Source organism: Mesorhizobium subarcticum (genome assembly GCF_055456085.1).
Genome location: NZ_CM144237.1, coordinates 456,310 through 478,807, shown reverse-complemented (window position 1 = coordinate 478,807; position 22,498 = coordinate 456,310). Strand labels below are relative to the sequence as shown.

General features: G+C 63.0%; 19 protein-coding genes. 13 read left to right on the top strand and 6 right to left on the bottom strand.

Translation table 11 applies throughout. The features are described 5' to 3' along the window. Positions 1–178: 178 nt before the first annotated feature. The 7 genes from cpaB to ACZYHG_RS02170 are packed head-to-tail and all read left to right on the top strand — an operon-like array spanning position 179 to position 8,208. Positions 179–994 (top strand): Flp pilus assembly protein CpaB, encoded by an 816-nt coding sequence (gene cpaB, locus ACZYHG_RS02200; RefSeq protein WP_027061002.1) that lies wholly within the window; start codon positions 179–181, stop codon positions 992–994. Beyond that, positions 991–2,508: a type II and III secretion system protein family protein gene (locus tag ACZYHG_RS02195; protein WP_027061001.1), complete on the top strand. Its 1,518-nt coding sequence runs from the start codon at positions 991–993 to the stop codon at positions 2,506–2,508. The genes cpaB and ACZYHG_RS02195 overlap by 4 nt, the downstream gene beginning before the upstream one ends. A 14-nt stretch (positions 2,509–2,522) precedes the next feature. Next, on the top strand, positions 2,523–3,260 hold the full coding sequence (locus ACZYHG_RS02190) for a CpaD family pilus assembly protein (protein ID WP_464612342.1): 738 nt from the start codon (positions 2,523–2,525) through the stop codon (positions 3,258–3,260). Between the two features lie 57 nt (positions 3,261–3,317). Further along, positions 3,318–4,601, top strand: coding sequence for an AAA family ATPase (locus tag ACZYHG_RS02185; protein ID WP_464614860.1), 1,284 nt, complete (start codon positions 3,318–3,320; stop codon positions 4,599–4,601). Positions 4,602–4,624: 23 nt separating this feature from the next. After that, positions 4,625–6,130, top strand: coding sequence for a CpaF family protein (locus ACZYHG_RS02180; RefSeq protein WP_027033019.1), 1,506 nt, complete (start codon positions 4,625–4,627; stop codon positions 6,128–6,130). 29 nt (positions 6,131–6,159) lie between these two features. Continuing rightward, positions 6,160–7,173, top strand: coding sequence for a type II secretion system F family protein (locus tag ACZYHG_RS02175; RefSeq protein WP_464612341.1), 1,014 nt, complete (start codon positions 6,160–6,162; stop codon positions 7,171–7,173). Positions 7,174–7,182: 9 nt separating this feature from the next. Beyond that, a complete protein-coding gene (locus ACZYHG_RS02170) occupies positions 7,183–8,208 on the top strand; it encodes a type II secretion system F family protein (RefSeq protein ID WP_464612340.1) in 1,026 nt (341 codons plus the stop codon). Between the two features lie 82 nt (positions 8,209–8,290). On the opposite strand, the gene ACZYHG_RS02165 is transcribed toward ACZYHG_RS02170, so the two are convergent. Next, positions 8,291–9,115, bottom strand: a complete 825-nt coding sequence (locus ACZYHG_RS02165; protein WP_464612339.1) for a tetratricopeptide repeat protein — start codon at positions 9,113–9,115, stop codon at positions 8,291–8,293. A gap of 128 nt (positions 9,116–9,243) precedes the next feature. On the opposite strand from ACZYHG_RS02165, the gene ACZYHG_RS02160 reads away from it, so the two are divergent. From ACZYHG_RS02160 to pdeM, 5 genes are all read left to right on the top strand, one after another. Then, on the top strand, positions 9,244–10,608 hold the full coding sequence (locus ACZYHG_RS02160; RefSeq protein WP_464612338.1) for a leucyl aminopeptidase family protein: 1,365 nt from the start codon (positions 9,244–9,246) through the stop codon (positions 10,606–10,608). A gap of 72 nt (positions 10,609–10,680) precedes the next feature. Next, positions 10,681–11,031 (top strand): MarR family winged helix-turn-helix transcriptional regulator, encoded by a 351-nt coding sequence (locus ACZYHG_RS02155; protein WP_010913361.1) that lies wholly within the window; start codon positions 10,681–10,683, stop codon positions 11,029–11,031. A 27-nt stretch (positions 11,032–11,058) separates the two neighbouring features. Next, positions 11,059–11,919, top strand: coding sequence for a C40 family peptidase (locus ACZYHG_RS02150; RefSeq protein WP_464612337.1), 861 nt, complete (start codon positions 11,059–11,061; stop codon positions 11,917–11,919). Positions 11,920–12,025: 106 nt separating this feature from the next. Next, entirely contained in the window at positions 12,026–14,560 is a 2,535-nt protein-coding gene (locus tag ACZYHG_RS02145) for a ligase-associated DNA damage response DEXH box helicase (RefSeq protein ID WP_464612336.1), read from the top strand. Next, complete coding sequence (gene pdeM, locus ACZYHG_RS02140) at positions 14,557–15,273, top strand: ligase-associated DNA damage response endonuclease PdeM (RefSeq protein WP_464612335.1); 717 nt, start codon at positions 14,557–14,559, stop codon at positions 15,271–15,273. Before ACZYHG_RS02145 ends, pdeM begins: the two co-directional genes overlap by 4 nt. Before the next feature lie 2 nt (positions 15,274–15,275). Here the strand turns inward: pdeM and ACZYHG_RS02135 are convergent, their stop codons facing one another. From ACZYHG_RS02135 to ACZYHG_RS02120, 4 genes are read right to left on the bottom strand one after another with little or no spacing between them, the layout of a single operon-like run. Continuing rightward, positions 15,276–16,211 carry a dimethyl sulfoxide reductase anchor subunit family protein gene (locus ACZYHG_RS02135; RefSeq protein ID WP_464612334.1) on the bottom strand — a complete coding sequence of 312 codons (936 nt, stop codon included), beginning with the start codon at positions 16,209–16,211 and terminating at the stop codon, positions 15,276–15,278. 3 nt (positions 16,212–16,214) lie between these two features. Next, positions 16,215–16,949, bottom strand: coding sequence for a 4Fe-4S dicluster domain-containing protein (locus ACZYHG_RS02130; RefSeq protein WP_464612333.1), 735 nt, complete (start codon positions 16,947–16,949; stop codon positions 16,215–16,217). Next, entirely contained in the window at positions 16,946–19,876 is a 2,931-nt protein-coding gene (locus ACZYHG_RS02125; RefSeq protein WP_464612332.1) for a molybdopterin oxidoreductase family protein, read from the bottom strand. Before ACZYHG_RS02125 ends, ACZYHG_RS02130 begins: the two co-directional genes overlap by 4 nt. Then, positions 19,873–20,205, bottom strand: coding sequence for a hypothetical protein (locus ACZYHG_RS02120; RefSeq protein ID WP_464614870.1), 333 nt, complete (start codon positions 20,203–20,205; stop codon positions 19,873–19,875). The genes ACZYHG_RS02125 and ACZYHG_RS02120 overlap by 4 nt, the downstream gene beginning before the upstream one ends. On the opposite strand from ACZYHG_RS02120, the gene ACZYHG_RS02115 reads away from it, so the two are divergent. Then, complete coding sequence (locus tag ACZYHG_RS02115) at positions 20,155–21,057, top strand: LysR substrate-binding domain-containing protein (protein WP_464612331.1); 903 nt, start codon at positions 20,155–20,157, stop codon at positions 21,055–21,057. The two genes, ACZYHG_RS02120 and ACZYHG_RS02115, sit on opposite strands and share 51 nt — an antisense overlap. On the opposite strand, the gene ACZYHG_RS02110 is transcribed toward ACZYHG_RS02115, so the two are convergent. After that, positions 21,058–22,314, bottom strand: coding sequence for an Hsp70 family protein (locus tag ACZYHG_RS02110; protein WP_464612330.1), 1,257 nt, complete (start codon positions 22,312–22,314; stop codon positions 21,058–21,060). Between the last annotated feature and the right edge of the window lie 184 nt (positions 22,315–22,498).

The window sequence follows — 22,498 nt, the reverse complement described above, 5'->3', positions numbered from 1 at the left end:
GGATACGCCTTGACGAGGGGCAAGCTGGCGGCGTTGCTGGATCGCGGCATGATGCAGCTAATTTATGTAAACCTTAAATTAATCACGATCGTAAGCATTGCATTAACCTTGTTTTGACGATTGCCGCTGCACAGTCCGGCCTGGCTACGTGGTTTGCCAAGGGCGAGGGTTCGGACAGATGCCAGCATCCCGATTGATCATTCTGAGCGTGGCGGTGGCCGCGGCGGGTGGTGCTGGCTATGTCGCGAAGAACATGGTCGCCACGCCACCGCCCCAGATCGTCGTCGATTCCGGCCCCCAGGCCCCAGCGGTAGCCCTGCAGGACGTGCTCGTGCTCTCGGGCGATGTCATGATGGGCAATGCACTCGAGAACAACATCACCTGGCAAGCGTGGCCGGCTGACGGCCTCAACCCGAATTTCATCACCAAGGCCACGGCTCCCGACGCCCTGGAGAAACTGAAGGGGTCGATTGCCCGTGTGCCGATGTATGCGGGTGAGCCCGTGCGGCGTTCCAAGCTGATCGGCGAGGGGCAGAGCTTCATGTCCTCCATCCTGCCTTCCGGAATGCGGGCGGTCGCCACGACCATATCGGCCGACACCTCTGCCGGCGGCTTCATCCTTCCAAACGATTACGTCGACGTCATCATGACCCGCAGAGCGGACGCCAACAGCGGCAGCACCGGCTTCAACACCGAAACCATCCTCAAGAACATCCGCGTCCTGGCGATCGACCAGACGATCCAGGAAGACGAGGAGGGCAAGAAGACCAGGGTGGGCCAGACCGCCACGCTGGAACTGACGCCCAAACAGGCGGAGATCATTACCGTCGCCCAGCAGATGGCGGATCGCCTGACACTGGCGCTGCGGGCGGTCGCGGACACCCAGGAAAAGAATGTGGGCGAGGCCGACTATCTCGTTTCCGGCAACGGCCGCAAGGGGACAGTGAGACTGATCAAGTCGGGTGAAGTCTCCGAAGTAGGGGCAAGGAAATGAGGTTAAGCGGTAAACTGCCGGCAATCGTAGCCACAGCACTCAGTCTTCTGATCGTCGGAACGAATGTGCAGGGCGTTGTCGAGGCGAAGAATACGCAGGTGACGGCGACGACAGCCAGCCAGCGCGTCAAGCTTGGCCTCAACAAATCGGTGGTCATCGACCTGCCGAGCGATGCCTACGACATTCTTGTCGCCAACCCGACTGTTGCCGATGCGGTGACCCGCACCGCAAGGCGTATCTATCTGTTCGGCAAAGCGGTCGGCGAGACCAACATCTTCGTCTTCGGTCCAAACGGCGAACAGATCGCTAGCCTGGATCTGGCCGTCGAGCGCGACGTCGCCGGCCTGGAGGACTACATCAAGCGCTTCCTGCCGACCGCGGCCGTCAAGGTCGAACTACTGAACGACAACGTCATCTTGACGGGAACCGTCGACACGCCGCTGGACGCGAAACGGGCGGTCGACCTGGCGACGATCTTCGTCTCGGGCGGTGAAGCAACGACCGGACAATATTCGCAAACCGCGGCCGGCGGCTCGGCCCAGAGTGGCGTCGACATCAACAACCCCGACCAGGAGCGCCGTACCAGCAAGATCGTCAACCTGCTGCAGATCATCGGCGATGACCAGGTCACGCTGAAAGTGACGGTCGCTGAAGTCAGCCGGTCCGTGATGAAGCAGCTCGGCGTCAACATGATCGGCAGCGGCGGCAGCAACGGCATCAGCTATGGCGCGATCAGCGACAATTTCACTGGATTGGGCACGGAGTTGTCGAATTCGGGCTTCGGCATCGGCAACTCGGCACTGAAGGCCTATGTCAACGCCATGGAGCAATCCGGCGTCATGAAGACGCTGGCTGAACCGACCTTGACCGCCGTGTCCGGCGAGAAAGCCACATTCAAGGTGGGTGGCGAGTACAACATGGTGACCGGGGTCAGCGCCAACGTATCCACCGACAACCAGACGGGTCTGACGACCTACAACATCCAAAAGATAGAGTATGGCATCGGTCTGGAATTCCAGCCGGTGGTTTTGTCTCCCGGCCGCATCAGCCTGAAGGTCAGAACCTCGGTTTCCGAGCCGACGACCGAAGGAGCGGTCGCGCTTTCCGCTGGCGGGAAAACCCCCGGCACGAATATCCTCTCGTTGCGCAAGCGCCTTGCCGATACGACGGTCGAGCTGCCCTCCGGCGGTTCCATGATGATCGCCGGCCTGGTTCGCGACGATGTCAGGCAGGCTGTCAATGGCTTGCCGGGACTGACGAAGATCCCCGTGCTTGGTGCGCTCTTCCGCAGCAGGGATTTCGTGCGCAACGAAAGTGAGCTCGTCATCATCATCACGCCCTATCTGACGAAGCCGGTGGCACGCAACGATCTCGCCAAGCCGGACGACAATTTCAATCCTCCGAGCGACGGCGCCGGCATGTTCCTGGGCAAGGTCAATCGCGTCTACGGCACCATGCAGACCGACAAGCCCAACGGCCGCTACCACGGCGTTGTCGGCTTCATCTACAAGTGAATGGGGAAGCGGACATGTTTCAGTCAGCGTTGAAGACAAGGACCATCGCCACCACGATGCGCTCCAGCCATTCGCGGACCGGCCTGCGGGCGCTCCCGCTCATGGCGGTGGCGTTGACGGCTCTGCTGGCCGGTTGCGCCCAGCGCGACAGCATCACCGTCGGCGCCATTCCGGACGATTATCGCACCACCCATCCCATCGTCATCGCCGAGAAGAACGAGAAGATCGACCTTCCGGTCGGCGCCGGCGACCGCGGCATGACCGGCTCGCAGCGCGACACGCTTCTCGGTTTCCTTGATGGCTATGACAAGAGTGCCGCTCCGACATTGACGATCCAGATTCCGAGCGGATCGGCCAATGAGGTCGCCGCGACGGCCGCCGGCCGCGATTTCGCCAGGCTCGCGGTCGCAAGCGGCGTCAAGCGCAACCGGATCGTCGTGGTCTCCTATCAAGCTGGATCGAGCGAGACATCCGCCCCGGTTCGCGTCTCGTATATCGCTGTGAGAGCCCAGACCGACAAATGCGGACGCTGGCCTGATGACCTCACCGAGACGTCGGAAAACAAGCACTACGCCGACTTCGGCTGCTCCTATCAGAACAATCTTGCCGTCCAGATGGCCAACCCGGGCGATCTGCTCGGGCCTCGGAAGCAGACCACCATCGACGCGGAAAATCGTGGCGCGGTGATCGATCTTTACCGCGGCAGGGGCATTTCAGGTGAATTCCTCGGCAATTCGGAAGTGACCTACTAAGCCGCCCCTTGGGAAAGAGCAGTCGCGCAAAGAACAGGCCACGGAAAGAGCATGACGATGAGCAACCTTGCCTATGACGCCACCGTGGACGGCGGGGATACCTCGCCGCAGGACATCGCTGCGATGCAGGCGTTGCGGCCGGTGCCGCGCATCTCGATCCAGGCATTCTGCGAGACGGAAGGCGTTGCCAATCCGGTCGAGCGCGCCGGCGAGGACCGCCGCATGACCAAGGCGCATCTCAAGGTCCATATGGGCGGCATTCCTACGGCAATCGAGTTCTATCAGTCGGCACCGACGCCGAACCTGATCCTGCTCGAGTCACGCAGCGAGCCCAAGCAACTGCTCGAGCAGCTCGCCCAGCTCTCGGAATACTGTGACCCATCCTCGAAAGTGGTGGTGATCGGCCACTACAATGATGTCGGTCTCTATCGCGAACTCATCCGCTCCGGCATCTCCGAATATGTCATCGCGCCGGTGTCGATGGCCGACATTGTCAGTGTCATATCGTCGATTTTCGTCGATCCGGAAGCGGAGCCGCTCGGCCGCTCGATCGCCTTCGTTGGTGCCAAGGGCGGCGTCGGCTCCTCCACCATCGCGCACAATGTGGCCTGGGCGATGTCCTCCCTGTTCAAATCCGAGGTGGTCGTTGCCGACCTCGACCTCGCCTTCGGCACGGCCAACATCAATTTCGACCAGGATCCGGCACAGGGCATCGCCGAAGCGGTGTTTTCGCCCGAACGGGTCGACGAAGTCTATCTCGACCGGCTGCTGACCCAGTGCGCCGAGCACCTGTCGCTGCTGGCGGCGCCCTCGACACTGGAACGCGTCTACGACTTCGATCCTGACGCCTTTGCGCAGCTTGTCGATGTCGCGCAGCGCAGCGTGCCGCTGCTGGTGCTGGACGTTCCCCATGTCTGGACGGGGTGGGCCAAGAACACGCTGGTCAAGGCCGACGAGATCGTCATCACGGCGACGCCGGAACTGGCCAATCTGCGCAACACCAAGAACCTGGTCGACATGCTGAAGCGGCTTCGCCCCAACGACCCGCCGCCGAAGCTGATCATCAACCAGGCCGGTGTCCCCAAGCGGCCGGAAATTTCATCGTCCGACTTCGCCGAGCCGCTCGGCCTGACGCCGATGTCGGTCATCGGCTTCGATCCGCTGTTGTTCGGCAATGCCGCCAACAACGGGCGTATGCTCGGCGAGATGGATGCCAAGAACCCGGTTGTGGCCATGATCAACGAGATTGCTCATGTGCTGACCGGCCGCAGCGAGATCAGGTCGAAAAAGAAGGCTGGCCTGGGCAGTCTGCTCGGCAAGCTTTCGCGCAACAAGAAGTGACGCAGTGGGGTCGGTAGTCGATCATGTTCGGTAAAAGAGGCAACGACGACGGCAACCGGTTCACGCCGGAATTCCGCCAGCCAGCACCGACGCCGGCCGCGCCGCCGCCCGCGGGTTCGGCGGATACGGCGGTTCTTGCCCGGCCTGTGGCAGCGCCGCAGCCGAGCACGCCTGTCGCACCACCGGCTCGGCGCGCCGTCGAGGCGCCGCCCATCGCGCAGGACCCGAAGCGAGGCCGCGAAAAGAGCGAGACCTACTACGACACCAAGAGCCAGGTTTTCTCCGCACTCATCGATACGATCGATCTGTCGCAGCTCTCCAAGCTTGAGCCCGAAAGCGCACGCGAGGAAATCCGCGACATCGTCAACGACATCATCGCGATCAAGAATTTCGCGATGTCGATTGCCGAGCAGGAGGAACTGCTCGAAGACATCTGCAACGATGTGCTTGGCTATGGGCCGCTCGAGCCATTGCTCGCCCGCGACGACATCGCCGACATCATGGTCAACGGCTCGAAGAACGTCTACATCGAAGTCAACGGCAAGGTCGAGCAGACCGGCATCCGCTTCCGCGACAACCAGCAACTCCTCAACATCTGCCAGCGCATCGTCAGCCAGGTCGGCCGGCGCGTCGATGAATCGAGTCCGATCTGCGATGCGCGTCTTCCCGACGGCTCCCGCGTCAACGTCATCGCGCCGCCGCTTTCCATCGACGGCGCCACGCTCACCATCCGCAAGTTCAAGAAGGACAAGCTGACGCTCGATCAGCTGGTCAAGTTCGGCGCCATCTCGCCGCAAGGTGCCGAAGTTCTCAAGATCATCAGCCGTGTTCGTTGCAACATCGTCATCTCGGGCGGCACCGGCTCCGGCAAGACGACACTGCTCAACTGCCTGACCAACTACATCGACCGTGAGGAGCGCGTCATCACCTGCGAGGACTCGGCCGAACTGCAGCTGCAGCAGCCGCACGTCGTGCGCCTCGAAACCCGCCCGCCCAACCTCGAAGGCGAAGGCGAGGTGACGATGCGCGACCTGGTCAAGAACTGCCTGCGCATGCGGCCCGAACGCATCATCGTCGGCGAAGTGCGTGGACCCGAAGTGTTCGATCTCCTGCAGGCGATGAACACCGGCCATGACGGCTCGATGGGAACGATCCACTCGAACAGCCCGCGCGAATGCCTGAACCGTATCGAATCCATGATCGCCATGGGCGGCTATTCGCTGCCGCAGAAAACCGTGCGCGAAATCGTCGTCGGATCGATCGACGTGATCATCCAGGCGGCGCGTCTGCGTGACGGATCGCGCCGCATCACCCACATCACCGAGGTGATCGGAATGGAAGGCGACGTCATCATCACGCAGGACATCGTCCTCTACAACATCAAGGGTGAGGACGCCAACGGCAGGCTGCTGGGAGAGCATGTATCGACCGGCATTGGTCGTCCGCATTTCTGGGAACGCGCCCGTTACTATGGCGAGGAGCAGCGCCTCGCCAAAGCACTTGAGGCGATGGAGAAACGCGCTGACTGACGCATTCGCAGGCGTGAAGGTTCTGGTTGATGTTTGGAATTGACGGCACCGTATTGGCGTTTGTCGTGCTCGCCGGCTTCAGCGCCGGCGCGGTCGCCTATGCGTTCCTGTTCAACCAGATCAGCAATGAAAAACAGGCCGGCAAGCGGCTTGAAACAATCAAGGCCGCGGAGACGGATCGGTCCATTGTTACGGCCACGCGCGACCGCGCGGCGGACGCGGCCAAGCGCCGAAAATCGGTCCAGGATTCGCTGAAGGAGCTCGACGAGAAGCAGAGGACCAAGAACAGCTCCGTCAAGAAGCCGCCGCTGAAAGCTCAGCTGCGGCAGGCCGGAATGAAGGTTACCGTCGAACGTTTCTACATTTATTCCGCCATATGCGGACTCGCTCTGGCGGTGCTCGCGTTCGTGGCAGGGGCGCCGCTGCTTGTCGTGCCCGGCGTGCTGCTGGCGGGTGCGCTCGGCCTGCCCCGCTGGTTCGTTTCTTTTCGCCGCAAGCGGCGCGTCAAGGCGTTTCTCAACGAATTTCCAAACGCTCTCGACATCATCGTGCGCGCGGTCAAGTCCGGCCTGCCGTTGAACGATGCCGTACGCCTGATCGCCAACGAATCCCCCGAGCCTGTCAAGGGGGAGTTCCGCCGCATCGTCGATTCGCAGCAGATGGGCTTGTCGATCCCCGATGCGACCTTGCGCATGCCTGAAACCATGCCTTGCACCGAGGCGAGCTTCTTCGGCATCGTCATCCAGATCCAGTCGCAGGCCGGCGGCAATCTGTCGGAGGCGCTGGGCAACCTTTCGCGCGTGCTTCGTGATCGCAAGAAGATGAAAGCCAAGGTCCAGGCGCTGTCCATGGAGGCGAAGGCATCGGCTGCCATCATCGGCGCACTGCCCTTCATCGTCGCCTTCCTGGTCTATCTTTCGAGCCCGCTCTACCTGATGCCGCTGTTCAACACCAGCGTCGGCAATCTGATCCTTGGCGTTGCCGCTGTCTGGATGTCGATCGGCATCTTCGTAATGCGCAAGATGATGAATTTCGAAGTCTAGGGCCGCGGCATGAGCGAACAAGTCATCAAGTCACTGACAGACCCCAGCCTCCTGATTGCGCTGCTGGTCGCCATCGCCGTGTTCGCCACCGTCTTTACACTGCTGCCGGCGTTTGGTGGCAACCAGCTCAAGTCGCGCATGAAGTCGGTCGCGCTGGAGCGCGATGCGCTTCGCGCCCAGCAACGCGCGCGACTTGCCAGCGAGTCCGATCGCCGGCGCAAAGGCCTGCGCGAGCAGCAGTCGGTCGGCATGCGCAACATTGTCGACCGGCTCGACCTGCGACGCGCCCTGGCCGACGAGAGCACCTTGCAGAAACTCAAGGTCGCCGGCTTTCGGGGACAGAACCCGCTGACGCGTTTTCTCTTCTTCCGCCTCGTGCTGCCTTTTGTCGGCTTCGCGCTGGGCCTGATCTACATATTCGTGCTCGGAGGATTGCCGGACAAACCATTGGTCATCCGGCTGTTCGTCTGCGTGCTTGTTGCCTATGGCGGCTTCTACGCCCCGGTCCTCTATGTCAACAACCGCGCCACCAAGCGCAAGAAGTCGATCCAGATGGCGTGGCCGGATGCACTCGACCTGATGCTGATCTGCGTCGAGTCCGGCATGTCGGTGGAGGCGGCACTGCGCAAGGTCGCCGACGAGATCGGCGCCCAGTCCGTGCCGCTGGCGGAAGAATTCATCCTGACCAACGCAGAGCTTTCCTATTTGCAGGAGCGCAAACAGGCCTACGAAAACCTGGCCAACCGTACCGGCCTGGAATCAGTCAAATCGGTGTCGCAGGCGCTCGTCCAGGCCGAGCGCTACGGCACACCGGTGGCGCATGCGTTGCGCGTGCTTGCCGCCGAAAGCCGCGACATGCGCATGAACGCCGCCGAGAAGAAGGCCGCCGCCTTGCCGCCCAAGCTCACCGTGCCGATGATCCTGTTCTTCCTGCCGGTGCTTTTTGCCATCATCCTGGGCCCTGCCGGTATCCAGGTCAGCCAGCGCGGCATCTTCGGCGATCATTCTGGGGCGGCAGCGACAGCTACCCAGTAGCGATACGGAAAATCCTTGCGCAAATACAAAAGCCGCGCTGCATGCAGCGCGGCTTTCAATGTCTGTTGGAGAAATCGCCCTGTCAGTTGGTGACCGGCTTCTTCGACTTGTCCTGATCCTTGAGCTGGCTCCAGGCATTCTGCTGGGCCAGCATCTGCCTGAGATAAGCGACGTTGGCCTGTGCCTGTTCGGGCGAGAGTTCCTGCGAAGCGATCTTTTCGGCTTCATCGAAGCGGCCCTGCAGGCCGACGACCAATGCCAGGTTCTGGCGCACACGGCTGTCAGCGCCGGGCTGCTGGGCGGCCGAACGCATATAGGTCTCGGCGGTGCGCAGATCCCCTTCCAGCACATAGGACATGCCGAGATTGGAAAGCACCGAAGGCTCGTTCGGCTTGAGTTCGAGGGCCTTGCGATAGTCCTGGCGCGCCTCGTCCTTCTGGCCGAGCTGGTCGAGGATAGCGGCTTCAGCCGACACCAGCTTCCAGTCAGGATATTCCGGCGTCTGCGCGCGTCGCACGGAGTCCAGCGCTGCCTCGAACTGGCCATTGGCGGCCTGCGCCTTGCCGTATGCGGCAAGCACATCGCGATCCTTTGGATAGACGATCGCCAGCTTGCGCATCACGGCTAGCGACTGGTCGGCGTCGCCGTCCATCTGCAGCGCCGCAGCAAAGTTCGTCGCGGTACGCTTGTCGTTGGGGTTCCTGGCGTAGGCCTGGCCAAGTGCCGCCGTGGCATTGTGCACTTCTCCCGCCGACATGGTGTCCAGCGGCTTGCCGTCGCTGCGGCCGATCGAGCCGGTGGTCATCCTGCTGGTTCCGCATCCGGCGACGCCCGCGGCGAGCGCCAGCATGAAGGCCGTGGTGACCAGCCGTTTTCCCCTGGCATTCATTGTGCGGTTGGTCGGCATCGCTACCTGGGCCTCCATTCATGCGTGCGGCCATTGCGTGGCCATCTTCCCTCTCGCAGAAATATTCTGTTAACCCTAACGGAGGGTTAAGAAGCGCCGACTCACAGGGGTCGGCAGGAGAACATCGAATGCCCGCCGAACTCGTCGAGAAGAAATTGCAAGGCGCGCTGCCGGTGCATCTGGTGGCCCGTAACGGTCTGGAAGCCTCGGGCCTGGCGCCATCAACGCTCACCTGGGCCAGGGCCAACGGCTTTTCTGGCGAGGCAGGCAGGATGTTGGCCGTGCCCGACGAAAATGGAGCACTCGCTGGCGCGCTGTTCGGTATTGGCGACAGTGCGGATGCGCTCGCTCTCGGCGCATTGTCAAAAACCCTGCCGGAAGGCGACTGGCATTTCGCTTCGGCGCCTGCCGAGCCGGAACTCGCGGCAATCGGATTGGCGCTCGGCGGCTATGTCTTCACACGTTACGGCAAGAAGCCGGGCAAGGCGCTGCGCTTCGAGTTGCCGATCGGCGTTGATGCGGCGCGCGTTCGCCGCATAGCAGACGGCGTCTTCTTGGCACGGGACCTGGTCAACACGCCGACCAGCGATATGGGGCCGGACGATCTGGAGAAGGCGGTGCGGACCTTGGCTGCGGCGCACAAGGCCGAAGTATCGGTGGTCAATGGCGACGATCTGCTCACGCAGAATTTCCCGATGATCCACGCCGTCGGCCGCGCCTCATCAGGCGCGCCGCGCCTGATTGACATGAAATGGGGATCCGAGGGCGCGCCGAAGGTGACGCTGGTCGGCAAGGGCGTCTGTTTCGACACCGGCGGTCTCGACATCAAGCCGTCATCCGGCATGCTGCTGATGAAGAAGGATATGGGCGGTGCGGCCAATGTGCTTGGCCTTGCCTCGATGATCATGGCTGCCGGACTGAACGTGCGGCTGCGGGTATTGATTCCCGCGGTCGAGAATTCGATCGCCGGCAACGCCTTCAGGCCCGGTGACGTGCTGGCGAGCCGCAAGGGCATCACCGTCGAGATCGGCAACACCGACGCTGAAGGCAGGCTCGTGCTGGGCGATGCCTTGGCACTGGCCGACGACGAGCAGCCGCAGCTTCTGGTTGACATGGCGACACTGACCGGAGCCGCCCGTGTCGCGCTTGGCCCCGACCTGCCGCCCTTCTACACCGCTGACGAGGTGCTGGCCTCGGACCTGGCGGCGGCATCGCTGGCGGTCGAGGATCCGCTGTGGCGCATGCCGCTGTGGCGGCCCTACGATGCGAAACTGTCGTCGAAGATCGCCGACATCAACAACGTCACCACGGACGGTTTCGCCGGTTCGATCACGGCGGCGCTGTTCCTCAAGCGCTTTGTCGAGAAGACGGCGGGCTGGGCGCATTTCGACATCTTCGCCTGGAATCCAGCCGATCGTCCGTATGGCCCCGCCGGTGGCGAAGCCCAGGGCATCAGGGCTTTGGAGCAGGTGATTTCGAGACGTTTTGGCTGAGACCCGCCAATGGAGCCGGCAAATCGCCGAAACTGAAACGGAACCGAAACAATTTGCCGTCATGCTGGTGCGATGTCGATTGCGATGCGCCCGAGCCAGGCATTGCGACTGTGGCAGCAAGTGATGCTGTCGCAGGTGCGCGACGACGCGCCCGATCTGACCATGCGCCAGACGGCGATCCTGTTCACCATCTATCTCGACCCGCCGCCGCACACGGTGCGCGGGCTCGCTGCCCGTCTCAACGTCACCAAGCCGGTCATCACCCGCGCGCTCGACACGATGGGCGCGCTGAAACTTGTGTCGCGTCATCGCGACGAGCTCGACAAGCGCAACGTGCTGATCAAACGCACGGTCGAGGGCGCACTCTTTGTCGAGCGCTTCGGTGATGGTATCATTGCCAGGGCGCACGAACTGCCCATTTGACCAACCAACCTTGACCGGATTGCCGATTTGACCGCCCACGATGCCCGCCTTCACGCCTTTCGTTCCGATCTCGCCGACGCAAGATTGAAAGGAGAGGTTACCGCCGACCGCTTTGTCAGCGGCCGGCCGATGCGGATCACCGCTCCCGTGGCCGATGTCCGCAAGGCGCCGCGGCCTGATGCCGGCGTCAACACGCAGCTCCTGTTCGGCGATGATGTCCTCGTTTTCGAGGTCGCCGAGGGCTGGGCCTGGGTGCAGGCTGAACGCGACGGCTATGTCGGCTATGTCGCCGACACCATGCTGGGCGGTCGCCACCATGCGCCGACCCATATCATCTCGGTCCCCCGCACCTTCCTCTATCCCGGTCCGGATCTGCGCTTTCCGATCGCGGGGCAATTGTCGATGGGATCGACGGTGACGGTGACGGGCGCCGCCGAGACGCGTGGCACGCCCTATGCCGTCCTGTCCTCCGGCGAGGCTGTCATCGCGGGTCACCTGCGGCCTGTCGACGAGGTCGCTGCCGACTATGTTTCCGTGGCCGAGATGTTTCTCGGCACACCCTATCTCTGGGGCGGCGCATCTGGCTTCGGCATTGACTGTTCGGGCCTGGTGCAACTGGCGATGCGCATGGCCGGCCGGGACGTGCTGCGCGATTCCGATATGCAGGCGGCGACACTTGGCGAGCCGGTCGAGCCTGGCCCGGACTATGCCGGGTTGCGCCGTGGTGACCTCGTCTTCTGGAAAGGTCATGTCGCGGTCATGACCGACGCCGACACCATGATCCACGCCAACGGCCACACCATGCTGGTCTCGCGCGAAGGGCTGAAGGATGCCATCGCCCGGATAGGTTATCTATATGGCGGGCCGACAGGGTTTCGGCGGCCTTAGCGCAGTTTCTCCCTTCTCCCGCAAGGGGAGAAGGGAAGAGTCGTCGCGATCCCCTTTTGTTCCGATTCTTCTTGGCGATTGCCCATCGTCGCGCTACCTCTGGCGCGTGACAGTTGAGCCGCGCCTTGCCGATCAGAATGCCACCGTCGTCCTGCCTGAGCCATTCCTCAGATGGTTCGGCGAGAAAGGCTGGTCGCCGCGCGCCCATCAGATCGAACTGCTGGCTAAGGCTCAGTCCGGACAATCGGTGCTGCTGATCGCACCGACTGGTGCCGGCAAGACCTTGGCTGGGTTCCTGCCATCACTCACCGAACTGGCCGTCAGGCCCAGGCGAAAACCAGGCCAGGGACAGCGCGGCATCCATACGCTTTATATCTCGCCGCTGAAGGCGTTGGCGGTCGACATCGAGCGCAATCTTGCCAAGCCGGTGGAAGAGATCGGCTTGCCCGTAACCATCGAAACGCGCACCGGCGACACCCCTTCCCACAAACGCCAGCGCCAGAAGCTGATGCCGCCCGATATTCTCCTCACCACGCCCGAACAACTGGCGCTGCTGATCGCGGCGGGCGATGCCAGGCGCTTCTTCGAGGATCTGCGTTATGTCGTGCTCGACGAGTTGCATTCGCTGGTGACCTCCAAGCGCGGCCATCTGCTGGCGCTTGGCTTGGCGCGGCTGCGCAGCTTTGTTCCAGGCCTGCAGACGATAGGACTGTCGGCAACGGTCGCCGAGCCGGACGAATTACGGCGCTGGCTGGTCAGCCAGAATCCCCCAGGCGGCATGTCCGAACTGATTGTCGTGACAGGGGGAGCAAAACCCGAAATCTCCATCCTCGATTCCGAAGAGCGCGTGCCATGGGCAGGGCATTCCGCCCGCTACGCCACGCCGGAAATCTACCGCGAGATCAAGCGCCACAAGACGACGCTGCTGTTCGTCAACACGCGCAGCCAGGCGGAACTGCTGTTCCAGGAATTGTGGCGGGTCAATGAAGACACCTTGCCGATCGCCCTGCATCACGGCTCACTCGACGTCGCCCAGCGCCGGCGCGTCGAGAAGGCGATGGGCGACAATGCGCTGCGCGCCATCGTCGCCACCTCGACGCTCGACCTCGGCATTGACTGGGGCGATGTCGATCTGGTCGTGCATGTCGGTGCACCGAAGGGGGCAAGCCGGCTGGCGCAACGCATCGGCCGTGCCAACCACCGCATGGACGAACCTTCAAAGGCGATCCTGATCCCGGCCAACCGTTTCGAGGTGCTGGAATGCCGGGCAGCGCTTGACGCAAATTATCTCGGCGCGCAGGACACGCCGCCGCTGGTCAATGGCGGCTTGGACGTCTTGGCTCAGCATGTGCTGGGCTGCGCCTGCGGAGCGCCTTTCCGCGCCGACGATTTGTTCGAGGAAATCCGAACGGCGGCGCCTTATACCAGCCTCGACCGGCCAACATTCGACCGCGTCATCGATTTCGTCGCCACCGGCGGCTACGCGCTGAAGAACTACGAGCGCTACGCCCGCATCCGACTGAACAAGGATGGGCTGTGGCGGGTGTCGAATCCGCGCGTAGCCCAGCAATACAGGCTGAATGTCGGCACCATCATCGAAGTGCCGGCGCTCAACGTGCGTTACGTCAAAGCTGGCAGCAAGGGCTCGGCTTCGCGTGGCGGCGCAGTGCTAGGCAAGATCGAGGAGGCTTTTCTCGAAACGCTGACACCTGGCGACACCTTCATGTTCGCCGGCAAAGTATTGCGCTTCGAGGGCATTCGCGAGAACGAATGCTTCGTGTCGAACGCACCCGGCAGCGACGCCAAGGTGCCCTATTATGGCGGCGGCAAGTTCCCGCTTTCGACCTACCTCGCCGAACAGGTCCGCATCATGCTGGACGACCCGCAGCGATGGAAGATGCTGCCGGAACAGGTGGCCGACTGGTTGCGCATTCAGGCAGACAAATCGGTATTGCCGAAGCGCGATGATCTGCTGATCGAGACCTTTCCGCGCGGCAATCGCTATTATCTGGTCGCTTATCCCTTTGAAGGCAGGCTGGCGCACCAGACGCTTGGCATGCTGCTCACCCGCCGCCTCGACAGGGCAGGCGCCAGGCCACTGGGCTTTGTCGCCACCGACTATGCCTTAGCCATATGGTCGCTGGGCGACATGGGTGCGATGTTCAAGGCCCGCAAACCGTCGCTCAGTGCGCTGTTCGATCAGGACATGCTGGGCGACGATCTCGAAGCCTGGCTGGCCGACAGCTGGCTGCTCAAGCGCACCTTCCGCAATTGCGCGCTGATTTCGGGACTGATCGAGAAACGCCATCCCGGCCAGGAAAAAAGCGGCCGGCAGGTCACCGTGTCGACCGACCTGATCTACGACGTGCTGCGCAGCCATGAGCCGGACCACATCCTGCTCCAGGCGACACGCGCCGACGCTGCGACCGGCCTGCTCGATGTCAGCAGACTTGCCGACATGCTCTCGCGCATCCAGGGTCGAATCATGCATAAGAATCTGGAGCAGATTTCGCCGCTTGCCGTGCCGATCATGCTTGAGATCGGTAAGATGCCGGTGAATGGCGAAGCCGATGAAACACTTCTGATGGATGCGGCGACGCTGGTCGAGGAGGCCATGGGGCCGGGAATGGTTGAGCAATGAATTTTTCGCTGGCGCGCGCATCGCTGATCGCCGAGGCCGACCTTGTCGGTATCGCCGGCGAACGTGCGGTCTGCGATCCGCGCGGCGTGCTCTATTTTCCCGAACTCCGGCTTCTGGCGGTGTCCGACCTGCATCTGGAAAAAGGGTCGTCGCTGGCAAGGCGCGGCACGCTGATCCCGCCCTACGACACCGGCGCGACCTTGTTGCGGCTGCAGGCGGTCATATCAGACTATCAACCATCGATCGTCATCAGCCTGGGTGACTCCTTTCACGATGGTGGCGGCGCCGCGCGCATGCATGCGAGTTTTCGCGAGCGGCTGGAGGCGCTGATGGCAGGCCGCGACTGGTTCTGGGTCGCCGGCAATCACGATCCGGAAGCGCCGGCCGATCTGCCCGGCGAAACCGTGCGCGAGCTCGCCATCGGCTCGCTGCTGTTCCGGCATGAGCCCTCCAAGGTGCGGGTCGAGGGCGAAATATCGGGCCATCTGCATCCCTGCGCCCGCATAGTGCAGCAAGGCCGCTCGGTGCGACGGCGCTGCTTTGCGGGTGATGGCGGCCGCATGATCATGCCGGCCTTTGGTGCCTATACCGGCTCGCTCAATGTGCTCGACCGCGCCTATGCCGGGCTGTTTCGGCTGGAGACGCTGATGGCCTACATGCTCGGCACCCAGCGCATCTTCGCCATCTCTGGCTCGATGCTGCGGCCCGGTTGACCTCAACGTCCGTAGTACAGGGTAACCGTGTGCTTGGCTTCGGCGAAGAACAGCCAGCGCTCGACCAGCATGCCGGCGAACTGGAGGGTCGCGGCGAGCACTGACGGTACCACCGCAAAGGGCCAGGGCAAGGCAAAGGTGGCGGCGAGAAGCAGGACGGGCAGGGCAAAGGCCAGTATCTGCGTGATCTGGCGCAAGCGCGCACTGTGCTTGCGTGCGATGCGAAAGCCCATCTCCTTGAGCAGGTAGTTCTCCTCGGTATGCGGCCATTCCAGCGTCCGCACCGTGCCGCCGGCAAGTCCGGTCGCGGTGTTGGCGTTGGTTGGGATCTCCAGCCGGTCATTGTGCCGCCAGGTCGCGAGCTTCCAGCCCCAGCCAATCAAGGTGAGCAGCACGCAAACCGCGAGAAGCATTTTGGAACCGAGAGCAAAACCTTGACATAGCGCGTTCAGCAGCACGCTGCCGGTCATCGCCGAGAAGATGAGATAGCCGGGCAAGGTGAAGCGGCTGTGCCATTGGGCGATCGGCTTCAGCGACGCATAGATCATGCCGGTGGTGCAGACGGTGACGATGGCGCCGATGGCGGCCAGCAATCCGGCAATGGCCACCCAGCCGTCAGTGTGACCGAAGAGCACCCATCCGATGCCGAACAGTCCCGCCGGAATGAAGGTGATGACCGACGACACGCCTTCGCGCGAGAGCCATGAACTGCGCCATTGCGAGAACGCCCGCCAGGCGCGTTCGGGTCTGCCGAGATGGCCGGTCGAAGACAACAATCCCGCCGCGATCAGGCCGAGCGCCAGCCCCAGGCCGATGAGGCCCAGCCAGAAATCGGGCGGGATGAGCTGGAATCCGCCGAGCACGCCAAGCAGCGCGAGCAGACCATAGCCGGCGCCGGTGGCGGTGGTGAAGAAGACGACGGAGAAGGCCGGATGCATGGGTTAGTTCGAAAGCATGCGGTCGACCCAGCCGAGGAAGCCGCCTTCGGCCCGCACCGGCTCCAGCGCCTTCGCAGGCACGGATGCGGCGCGTTGCGTATGGGCGCGCGGCGGCAGGTATTTGTTGGTTGGGCGATAGCCCATCTCCGGCATCAGGTCGACGCCGCCTCGTTCTGCTACCAGTTGCGAGACCGCTGAGTGGGGGTCGCCGAGATCGCCGAAATGCCGGGCGCTGGTCGGGCAGGCGGCGACGCACGCCGGCACGCGGTCTTCTTCGGCCAGATTGTCGTTGTAGATGCGGTCGACGCACAGCGTGCATTTCTTCATGACGCCGACATCGGTGTCGAATTCGCGCGCGCCATACGGGCAAGCCCAGCTGCACAATTTGCAGCCGATGCATTTGCTTTCATCGATCAGCACGATGCCGTCCGAGGCCCTTTTGTAGGACGCGCCGGTCGGGCAGACGGTGACACAGGCCGGCGTATCGCAATGCAGGCAGGAGCGCGGGAAGTTGACGGTGCGCCCGCCCGCCTTCGTCGTGTGTTCGTAGCTGTGCACGCGGTTGAACCAGACGCCGTCGACATGGCCGCCATAGGGGTCGATGTCGGTCAACGGCGCCATGTGGCCGCCGGTGTTCCATTCCTTGCAGGCGGTGACGCAGGCTTGGCAGCCGACGCAGGTGTCGAGGTCAATGACGAGGCCGAGCTTCTTGTCGGTGTGGGCGGGAAGGCAGGTCATTCGGCGGCTTCCCTTTTGAGGCGAAACTCGGCGCCGTAGCGAAGGATGTCGGGCGACGGTTTGAAATGCGGTGGCTCGTGAAAACGCTCGAATTGCGGTTCAGTGAAGCCGGCTTCCTCATCAGCGCATTTGACGATCCGCACGCGCAGATCGAACCATGCAGCCTGGCCAGTCACCGGATCGGAATTCGAATAGCGTTTGCCCCGCGCATCGGCCGAGGTCTGGTCGCCGATGATGTGGTTGAGCAGGAAGCCGCGATTGGATTCCGCGGCATCATCCTTCAACCCCCAGCTGCCGCGCCTTTTGCCGATCGCGTTCCAGGTCCAGACCGTGCTTTCGTTGACTCCGTCGATCAGCTTGATCTGCCCCTTGACCCGGCCATTGATGCTTTCGATCCAGACCCAGTCGTCGTCGACAAGGCCGAGGCCGGCACCGGTCCGGTGATGCACGAACAGCCGGTTCTGGCTGGTGATCTGCCGCAGCCACGCATTCTGCGAACCCCAGGAATGATACATGTGCATCGGCCGCTGCGTCAGCGCGTGCAGCGGGTATTTTTCGAGATCGACAACCGCTTCCTCGAACGGCATGTACCAGAACGGCAGCGGGTCCATGTAGGTCTCGATGCGCTGGCGCTCGGCCTCGGGCGGCACCACCCGGCCATGACCGCGCGCGGCGAGGCGGAAGCGCTGCAACGGTTCGGAATAGAGCTGGAAGACGATCGGCTCCGCCTTCGGGATGAAACCCATCTGCACGGCGAAGTCGAGATAGGAGCGGTTGGCCATCTTGTAGTAGCGCTGGTCAGCGGCAAAGTCGTGATGCCAAAAGCCGCCATTGTCGATGTAGCGCTGCAACTGGTCCGGATTGGCCTCGCCCTTGCCGATCGATGTGCCATCCTTGCCGCGCCAGCCGGCGAGCGGGCCGATGCCGGGTGTGCGCTCATGGTTGATGATGTAGTCGGCATAGTCGGCATATCTGGCCGATCCATCATCGTTGACGAAGCCCGGCAGACCGAGGTGTGCGCCAAGCTCGATCAGCACCGACTGGAACGGCCTGACGTCGCGGTCGGGCTCGACGACGGGATGGCGGATGGCGTCGCCTGGCCCGTCGGCATGGCTGATCGGCCGGTCGAGCAGGCTGATGCAGTCATGGCGTTCGAGATAGGTCGTGTCCGGCAGCACGAGATCGGCGAACGGCACGGTCTCGGAATAATAGGCGTCGGAATAGATGATGAAGGGGATCTTGTAGCGGCCCTCCTCGTCATGCTCGGTCAGCATGGCAATGGTCTCGACGGTGTTCATCGAGGAATTCCACGCCATGTTCGACATGTACATCATCAGCGTGTCGATCGGGTACGGGTCGCCGGCCCAGGCATTGCGGATGACGGTGTGCATCAGGCCGTGAGCCGCCAGCGGCGCATCCCAGGAATAGGCCTTGTCGATGCGAAGCGGCGTACCGGCGCCATCGACCAGCAGATCGTCCGGCCCACAAACGAAACCGAGCGGCATGCCGTCGAGCGGTGTCATTGGTTCTGCATTCTTGCCGGCCGGCTTCGGGCCTGGCGGCGCCGATCTGGGGTAGGGCGGCTTGAAGCGGAAGCCGCCGGGCACATCCACAGTGCCCAGCAGCACCTGCAGCAGGTGGATGGCGCGGCAGGTGTGAAAACCGTTCGAATGGGCGGAGATGCCGCGCATGGCATGCATTGAAACCGGCCGCCCCTTGATCGTCTCGTGCCGGCGCCCGGCCCAATCGGTCCAAGCGATAGGCAGTTCGATCGTCTGCTCGAAGGCGACATGGGCGAGTTCGGCGGCGATCCTGCGGATCGTATCGGCTCCAATGCCGCAGCGCTCCGCGACCGCATCCGGTGCATAGCTTTCATCGAGATAGCGGTCGGCGATCAGCTGGAACACCGGCGTACAGAGGCGCCCGCCGACTTCGAAGCTGCCGGTCAGCGCCGGCTTCGCCTCCGGGTCGGTTGCCTGAACGGAGGTCTTCGCCACCCTGTCCCAGGCCAGCGGATTGCCGTCGGCGTCGCGCACGAACAGCCCGTCGTCGGAGGCATCAGGCTCCTGCACGACGAGGACATGGGCGTTGGTGTAGCGGAGCAAATAATCGAGATCGACGCGGCCGGCTTTCAGCAATTCGTGGATGAGCGCGAAGACGAACAGGCCGTCGGTGCCAGGCCGGATGCCGATCCAGTCGTCGGCAATCGCATTATAGCCGGTGCGGCACGGATTGATCGACACCACCTTGGCGCCGCGCGCCTTGAGTTTGCCCAGCCCGATCTTGATCGGATTGGAATCATGATCTTCGGCGACGCCGAACAACATGAAGTACTTGGTGTTGTCCCAGTCGGGCTCGCCAAACTCCCAGAATGAGCCGCCGATCGAGTAGAGCCCGCCAGCCGCCATGTTGACCGAACAGAAGCCGCCATGCGCGGCGAAATTCGGCGTGCCGAACTGGCTTGCCCACCAGCCGGTGAGCGACTGCGACTGGTCGCGCCCGGTGAAGAAGGCGAGTTTTTTCGGATCAGTCCGGCGGATGGCAGAGAGCCGCTCAGTCGCGATCGCGAACGCCTCTTCCCACTCGATCTCTCGAAACTCGCCCGAGCCGCGCGGGCCGGTGCGCAACAGAGGCTTCTTCAGCCGGGCCGGGCTGTAGTGCTGCATAATGCCGGAACTGCCCTTGCCGCAGATCACGCCGCGATTGACCGGATGGTCCTTGTTGCCGTTGATGTAGCGGACCTTGCCATCCTTGATGTGCACGTCGATGCCGCAGCGGCAGGCGCACATGTAGCAGGTCGTCTTGGCGGTGCTGTCGGAAATGCTTGGAGAGGTGTCGACGCCGTCACCTTCGTCAGGCGCGTGTGTGTCGGCAAGCGGGCGTTGCGATGGAGCCGAATTCGCGCCGCGCGGCGGTTGGTGAATCATGAGCCGGTGGTGCCCGTGCGACCACCGGACTTGGCCCGCGTCTTCGGCCCGGGGCCGCGCATATAGTGCTCTTCCGGATGGTAGCGATCACCGGCCAGCCGCCGCCTTATGCCGCGCGTCCAATGGGCAAGCAGGGATTTGAACCGCCCGATCATTTCAGTGCTTGCGATCCGCTGGCGAATTTTTTCTAACTTCGCCCGAAAACGTAGAATAAAGCTATCGATCCGTCTAATCAGTTGTTCTTGTAAATTCGATCGATATTGGTTCTTAATGCTGATATGACCCTGGATCAGTTGCGCATTTTCGTTGCCGTTGCCGAGCGCGGCCATATGACCAAGGCGGCGGAGCTTCTGGGCATTTCCCAGTCGGCGGCATCGGCCGCCATCCGCGCGCTTGAAGAGCAGCACGGCGTCCATCTGTTCAACCGAGTCGGCCGCAACATCGAGCTCGCCCAGACCGGACACCGGTTCCTGCCGGAGGCCAAGGCCGTGCTCGAGCGGGCCGCCGCCGCGCGCGACGTCCTGGAACATGCCGCACAAACCGTCACCGGCAGCCTGTCGATTGCCGCCAGCCAGACCATATCAAGCTACTGGCTGCCGCGCCGGCTGGCATCCTTCCACGAAGCCTATCCAGCAGTGCGGCTGAGCGTCAGCATCGGCAACACCAGGCAGGTCGAGGCCAATGTGCTTGATGGCACGGCGGATCTTGGCCTGGTCGAAGGACGCACCGAGTCCGACATACTGCGCCGCACCAAGGTCGATGTGGACAGGCTGATGCTGGTCGTCGCCAGCTCGCATCCCGAGATCGCCGAAATCGCACCTGACCGACCCGACATCAAGGGGCTGCGCTGGATCATCCGCGAGGGCGGTTCCGGCACGCGCGAGGTGCTGGAGGACCTGGCGCGGCGCGAGGGGATTTCGCTTGCCGATCTGCAGATATTCCTGGTGCTGCCGAGCAACGAGGCGATCCGCCAGGCGGTGGAGGCTGGTGCGGGCGCCGCCATCATCTCCGAGCTCGTCGTGGCCCGCGCTGTCGCCGAGGGCACTCTGCGTTCCGTGCCGCTTGAACTGCCCAAGCGCGACTTCGCCATGATCACGCACCGCGATCGCCAGGCAAGCCTGGCCCAGATGGCGCTCAAGGCGCATCTGGGCGCCGAGACCGCTGCAAGCGGTTCGGCGTAATCAAGCGAACTTCCGCTGGGCATCAAGCGCCAACCCAAGCCCGACCGAGCCGAACATGTCGCCGTCGATGACGGACGCCTGCGGCACCAGCGAAAGGATTTCCCGTCTCGCCAGCGGGATCGCGGTCGAGCCGCCGGTCAGGAACACCGCTGTGATTTCGGACGGCTTGATCTGCGCGTCGCGGATGGTCTGAGCCACCGTTGCGGTGACCCGCTCGATATCCCTGGCGATCGTGGCGTCGAGCCCGCCGCGGGTGATCTCGGCGGCGAACTCCGCGCCCGGCAGCTTCACCGCCACCTCGGCGGACGCCTCATCGGTCAGTTCGATCTTGGCCTTTTCGACCAGCGCCGCCAGCGCATGGCCATAGCGGTGCTCGACGATGTGGATGAAGCGGTCGACCAGATCGGCCCGCGCGGCCTCGTAGCGGATCTGGCGCAGATGCGTCATCGCCTTGGCGGTGTAGACCAGGTTGATGCGCTGCCAGGTGGCGAGATCGATGAAGTAACTGGCCGGCAGGTTACGCTTGCCATCCTTGGTCGGGGTCAAATAGCCGAGTTGCGGCATCACATGGGCGATGCTGAGCAGCCGGTCGAAATCGGTGCCGCCAATGTGGACACCCCGGCTGGCCAGGATATCGTCCTTGCGGTCCGGGGATCGGGCACGTTCCGGTGAAACGCGCACGACCGAAAAGTCAGACGTGCCGCCGCCCATGTCGATGATCAGCGCCAGCTCCTCGCGAGTTACGCTCTGCTCGTAGTCGAGCGCCGCGGCGATCGGCTCGAACTGGAAGGCGATGTGCTTAAAGCCCTGGGCGTGGGCGGCTTTTTCAAGGTCGCTCTGGGCGTTCGCGTCGGCTTGCGCATCGTCATCCACAAACTGCACCGGGCGGCCGAGCACCACGGTCTCGACCAGATCGCCGCCATCTTCCTCCAGCTTTTTCCTGAGATGCCCGAGGAACAGGCCGATGATCTCCATGAAACCGATCGAACGCGCCTTGATGCGCGTCTTCTCATGCGCCAGCGAACTGCCGAGCACGCTCTTCAGCGAACGCATCAGCCGGCCTTCAACGCTGTCGGTATAGTTGGCGATAGCCTGGCGGCCAAAACAGATACGGCCATCCTCGAAATTGAAGAACACGGCACTCGGCAACGTGACCTGGCCGCCTTCAAGCGCGACGAGGTGGGGCTGCCCGTCGCGGACCACGCCAACGGTGGAGTTCGAAGTGCCGAAGTCGATACCGGCGAATGCTGGTCGCAAGGCAGCCTCCTGTCATTGGCGCCAGGCAGCGGATCGGCGCTAGCAGGAGAAGCGTGCGCTGCGGTTTGGGGCAACCGAACCACTCTGCCGAATTGACCACTCTGGCGAATTGAATTGTGCGTGTTTGCCCGTCGGGCGGGGAGGTGCGGTCTATAGCATGATGCGAGAAAGGGAAACCCCTTTT